The sequence below is a fragment of the Actinosynnema sp. genome (assembly GCF_052038725.1).
On sequence record NZ_JBQGCX010000455.1, the window covers coordinates 1 to 4,790 of the forward strand.

4 protein-coding genes are annotated in these 4,790 nt (G+C 71.9%); 2 read left to right on the forward strand and 2 right to left on the reverse strand.

What is annotated here, in order from left to right; genetic code table 11:
• Together qcrA and qcrB are read left to right on the forward strand one after the other, a co-directional pair.
• Positions 1 to 765 (forward strand): cytochrome bc1 complex Rieske iron-sulfur subunit (gene qcrA / locus ACTUAL_RS09200; RefSeq protein ID WP_440899951.1); only part of this gene is annotated, 765 nt, incomplete at its 5' end.
• Positions 766 to 796: 31 nt separating this feature from the next.
• Positions 797 to 2,452, forward strand: a complete 1,656-nt coding sequence (gene qcrB / locus ACTUAL_RS09205) for a cytochrome bc1 complex cytochrome b subunit (RefSeq protein ID WP_440899952.1) — start codon at positions 797 to 799, stop codon at positions 2,450 to 2,452.
• 100 nt (positions 2,453 to 2,552) lie between these two features.
• Here qcrB and ACTUAL_RS09210 read toward each other — a convergent pair whose 3' ends face one another.
• Both ACTUAL_RS09210 and ACTUAL_RS09215 read right to left on the reverse strand, forming a co-directional pair.
• Positions 2,553 to 2,834 carry an Lrp/AsnC family transcriptional regulator gene (locus tag ACTUAL_RS09210; RefSeq protein ID WP_440899953.1) on the reverse strand — a complete coding sequence of 94 codons (282 nt, stop codon included), beginning with the start codon at positions 2,832 to 2,834 and terminating at the stop codon, positions 2,553 to 2,555.
• 37 nt (positions 2,835 to 2,871) lie between these two features.
• Positions 2,872 to 4,584, reverse strand: a complete 1,713-nt coding sequence (locus ACTUAL_RS09215) for a DEDD exonuclease domain-containing protein (RefSeq protein ID WP_440899954.1) — start codon at positions 4,582 to 4,584, stop codon at positions 2,872 to 2,874.
• Between the last annotated feature and the right edge of the window lie 206 nt (positions 4,585 to 4,790).

Below are 4,790 nucleotides of genomic sequence, written 5' to 3' on the forward strand. Positions count from 1 at the left end.
TGCATCGGTGCCGCGATCATCGTGTTCGCCAAGAAGCTCCTGCCGGAAGAGGTCGCGGTCCAGGAGCGCCACGACGGCGCCTCGCCCCGCGACGAGCAGGTCCTGACCGGGGCGACGCAGCTGAACATGGCCGACGAGGCCGCGTTCGGCCGCCGCCCGCTCCTCAAGGGCGCGATCGCGCTGGGCCTGGCCCCGGTCGCGGCGGTGCCGCTGGTGGCGCTCGGCGGGATGATCGACGACCCGCACGACGAGGACATGTACCACCACACCGGCTTCGACCCGAAGGCCAACGGCGGCAACAAGGTGCGCCTCATGCGGGAGAACGAGACGCCGGTGCGCCCCGAGGAGATCAGCGCGGGCGGCCAGATCACGGTCTTCCCGGCCATCCCGCACGGTGACACCAACCGGCACGCCGACTCGCCCACGCTGCTGATCCACCTGCGCCAGGACGACGCGGACGAACTGCGCCGCAACCTGGGCCACGTCCCGATCAACGAGGGCGACATGTACGGCAACTACGTCGCCTACTCGAAGATCTGCACGCACGCCGGCTGCCCGGCGAGCCTGTACGAGCAGCAGACGAACCGCCTGCTCTGCCCGTGCCACCAGTCACAGTTCTCGATCACGGACAACGCACGCCCGGTCTTCGGCCCGGCCACCCGGCGACTGCCAATGTTGCCGCTTGAGGTGGACGCGGACGGCTTCTTCGTGGCGAAATCAGATTTCGAGGTTCCGATCGGCCCAGGCTTCTGGGAGCGGGCGTGACCGGCACCACCGTGTGTGAGCGGAGCGAAGCATGAAACGGCGCAAGCTAGATCTCGCCGCATTGCCGGCGAAGTCGGCCGAGGAGGTCGACGCCCGACTCACCGTGGCGACCCCGCTGCGGCGGCTGCTCAACAAGGTCTTCCCGGACCACTGGTCGTTCCTGCTGGGCGAGATCGCCCTGTACTCGTTCGTCGTCCTGCTGCTGTCCGGTACCTACCTGGCGCTGTTCTTCGACCCCTCGATGGAGGAGGTCGTCTACGACGGGGCCTACACGCCGCTGCGCGGGATCGAGATGTCGCGGGCCTTCGAGGCGGCGCTGGAGATCTCGTTCGACGTGCGCGGTGGCCTGTTCATGCGGCAGATGCACCACTGGGCCGCGCTGCTGTTCATGGCGGCGATCGTGGTGCACATGTTCCGGATCTTCTTCACGGGCGCGTTCCGCCGCCCGCGCGAGATCAACTGGGTCATCGGCATCCTGCTGTTCATGCTGGGCGCGATCGAGGGCTTCCTCGGCTACTCGCTCCCCGACGACCTGCTGTCCGGCACCGGCCTGCGGGTCATGGCGGCGCTGCTGATCTCGTTCCCGGTCATCGGCACCTGGACGAACTGGCTGCTCTTCGGCGGCGAGTTCCCCGGCATGGACATCATCCCCAGGCTGTACACGCTGCACATCCTGGTGGTCCCGGCGGTCATCCTCGCGCTGATCGCGGTCCACCTCGGCCTGGTGTGGTACCAGAAGCACACGCAGTTCCCCGGCGTCGGCCGCAAGGAGACCAACGTCGTCGGCGTGCGCATCATGCCGGTGTTCGCGGCCAAGGGCGGCGGCTTCTTCGCCGTGGTCGTCGCGGTCACCGCGCTCATGGGCGGCGTCTTCCAGATCAACCCGATCTGGAACATCGGCCCGTACAACGCCGCGCAGGTCTCCGCCGGTTCGCAGCCCGACTGGTACATGGGCTGGACCGACGGCCTGGTCCGCCTGTGGCCCGCGTGGGAGCTGTACCTGGGCGACTACACGGTGCCCGCGCCGTTCTGGCCGTTCATCCTGGGCCTGCCGCTGCTGACCGGCATCGCGGCGGCGTACCCGTGGATCGAGCGCAGGATGACCAAGGACTACGCGCACCACAACCTGCTCCAGCGCCCCCGCGACGTGCCCGTCCGGACCTCGCTGGGCATGATGGCGATCACCTACTTCATGGTGATGCTGCTGATGGGCGCGAACGACATCATCGCGTTCAAGTTCGACATCTCGCTCAACGCGACGACCTGGATGGGCCGCATCGGCCTGCTCGTCCTGCCGCCGCTGGCGTACTACGTCACCTACCGGCTCTGCATCGGTCTGCAGAAGGCGGACCGCGAGGTGCTGGAGCACGGCGTGGAGACCGGCATCATCAAGCGGCTCCCGCACGGCGAGTTCATCGAGGTGCACCAGCCGCTGGGCCCGGTCGACGACCACGGCCACCCGGTCGCGCTGGAGTACCAGGGCGCCCCGGTGCCGAAGAAGATGAACAAGCTCGGCGCGGCCGGTCACCCGGTCCCCGGCTCGTTCTTCACCCCGGACAAGCCGGAGGAGACCGCGGCCCTGGCGCGGGCCCGCGCGGCGCAGGGGTCCGGCGTCGGCACGCTGTCGGCGGAGAACAAGCCGGCGGCCGAGGTCGAGGCTGCTGCCGATGAGCCCAAGGGCAAGTAACGCCTGAACGAGAAGAAGGCCCCCGCGTCCGGTGGATGCGGGGGCCTTCCTCGTTCTCGGCCCCGGAGCGCTCGGCGCGGCCGGGGGCGCGGGAGTCAGCTCAGGAGTCCAGTCCGATCGCGAACGCGGCCTCGGTGTCCTTCTTGGAGTACGACCGGAACGCGATGTGGGTGTCGGTGGTCAGCACGCCGGGCACCTTGCTGATCCGGCCGGGGATCAGGGCCGCCAGCTCCTCGTGCTCGCTCACCTTCACCATGGCGATCAGGTCGGCGTCGCCCGCGCAGGAGTGCACCTCGGTCACGCCGTCGATGTCGACGATCGCCTGCGCCGCGTCGGTGATGGACTCCGCTGAGACTTGGATCAGCACGATCGCGGTGATCACAGGGGCACTCCTCGTCCTCGTGGGTGTGCCCGCAATGCTAGTGCCCCTCGAACCGGTACTGGTCGCGCCCGGCCTCGGCCACGCCCACCCAGGTCCGCCAGCTCCCCGCGCCCCACGCGGGCGCCGACCACGGCCGTGAGCAGCTCACCATCCGGGTGCCCGGCTGCTCCACCCACCGCAGCACCGCGCCGACCTCCTCGGCGCTGCCGCCCAGCAGCGGGCCCGCGCCGGGCAGCACCGTCTCCGCCGACGCCACCAGCGCGTCCACCACCGGCATCGGCGGCACCCCGCGCGGGGCGACCCCGGCGCTCGCCAGCCTGCCGTGCCGCACCACCGCGAACCACCAGCCGCCCGCGCCGACCGGCCGCGCCGCCACCAGCTCCTCGACCGCCGCGAGCGCGGCCCGCCGCTGCCCCCGGTCCAGCGCCCGCACCAGCCCGGCCAGCCGGTCCCGCCGCAGGGCCGCCTCCTCGAACCGCTCCTCCAGCGCCAGCTCGCCGAGCCTGGCCGCCGCGCCGCCGAGCGCCTCGGTGGACTCCCCGGCGATCAGCGCCCGCACCCGCCCCACCGCGCCCGCGTAGTCGTCGACCTCCTGCAGCCCCGCGCACGGGGCCTTGCAGCGCCCCATCTCCAGCAGCGCGCACGGCGTTCCGGACGCCCCGCGCGCCGGGATGCGCTGGGCGCACGCCCGCAGCGGCACGGCCTCCAGCAGCGCCTCCGCCGCCGCGTCCGCCGCCCGCCTGGTCGGGAACGGCCCCAGCGCGCCCTCGCGGGCCGTCCGCACCACCGAGAGCCTCGGGAACGCCTCGTCGGTCAGCGCCAGCCACCACGACGCGGTGTTCTTCGACCGGCGGTTGTAGGCGGGCCGGTGCGCGGCGATCAGCCGCAGCTCCCGCACCTGCGCCTCCAGCGGGTGCGCGCACTCCACCCAGTCCACCCGCACCGCCAGCGCCACCATCTCGCGCAGCCGGTGCCGGGTCTCGGAGGCGGTGAAGTACTGCCGCACCCGCCTGCGCAGGTCCGAGGCCGTGCCGACGTACAGCACCTCCTCGCTCGGACCCCGGAACAGGTACACGCCCGGCGCGGACGGCAGGTCGGCGGCCAGCGAGCGCTTGCGCCGCTGCTGCGGGCTCACGTCCGGCAGGTACGCCAGCAGCTCCTCCAGCGAGTGCACGCCCACCGACCCGACCCGCTCCAGCAGCCGGTGCAGCACCTCCACGGTGGCGCGCGCGTCGACCAGCGCCCGGTGGTTCGGCGCCTCGGGCACCCCGAACAGGGCGGACAGCGCGGACAGCTTGCAGCTGGGCGCCTCCTCGCGGCTGAGCACCCGCCTGGCCAGCTTGACCGTGCACACCACCGGAGGCTTGGGCCAGGCGTAGCCGTGCCGCTCGCAGGCGGCCTTCATGAAGCCGACGTCGAACCCGGAGTTGTGCGCGACCAGCACCGCGCCCTCGGCGAACTCCAGGAACGCGGGCAGCACCGAGGCGAGCACGGGCGCGCCGGTCACCATGTTCTGGGTGATGCCGGTCAGCGCGACGATCTGCGGCGGGATGCCGCGCTCCGGGTCGACGAGCGTGCCGAACTCGCCGATCACCCGACCGCCGCGCACCTTCACCGCGCCGATCTCGGTGATGCCGTCCTCGGCCGCGCGCGGACCGGTCGTCTCCAGGTCGAAGACGACGAACGTGGTCTCCCGCAGCGGGGTGCCCAGCTCGTCGAACGACAGCTGCGCGGGCGGCGTGGTCGGCATTCCGGGCACGGTAACCCCGGACACCGACAATCCGGTGGTGGAGGTGGTCGGTGACGGGTGCCCGCGCGCCGTAGCCTGTACGGGTGCGGGACCCGATCACGGCAGCGGACGAGGACGACGAGCGGGGCGACGGTGAGCCGGAGCCGCTCGTCGAGTCCGCGGTGGTGTCGGGCGGGGAGTCGGGCGGGGCGACGGTGCAGGAGTCC

Bases quoted from the DNA above. Each gene is read 5' to 3' on its own strand.
- qcrB (WP_440899952.1), top strand. From the start codon at position 797: ATGAAACGGCGCAAGCTAGATCTCGCCGCATTGCCGGCGAAGTCGGCC.
- ACTUAL_RS09215 (WP_440899954.1), bottom strand. From the start codon at position 4,584: ATGCCGACCACGCCGCCCGCGCAGCTGTCGTTCGACGAGCTGGGCACC.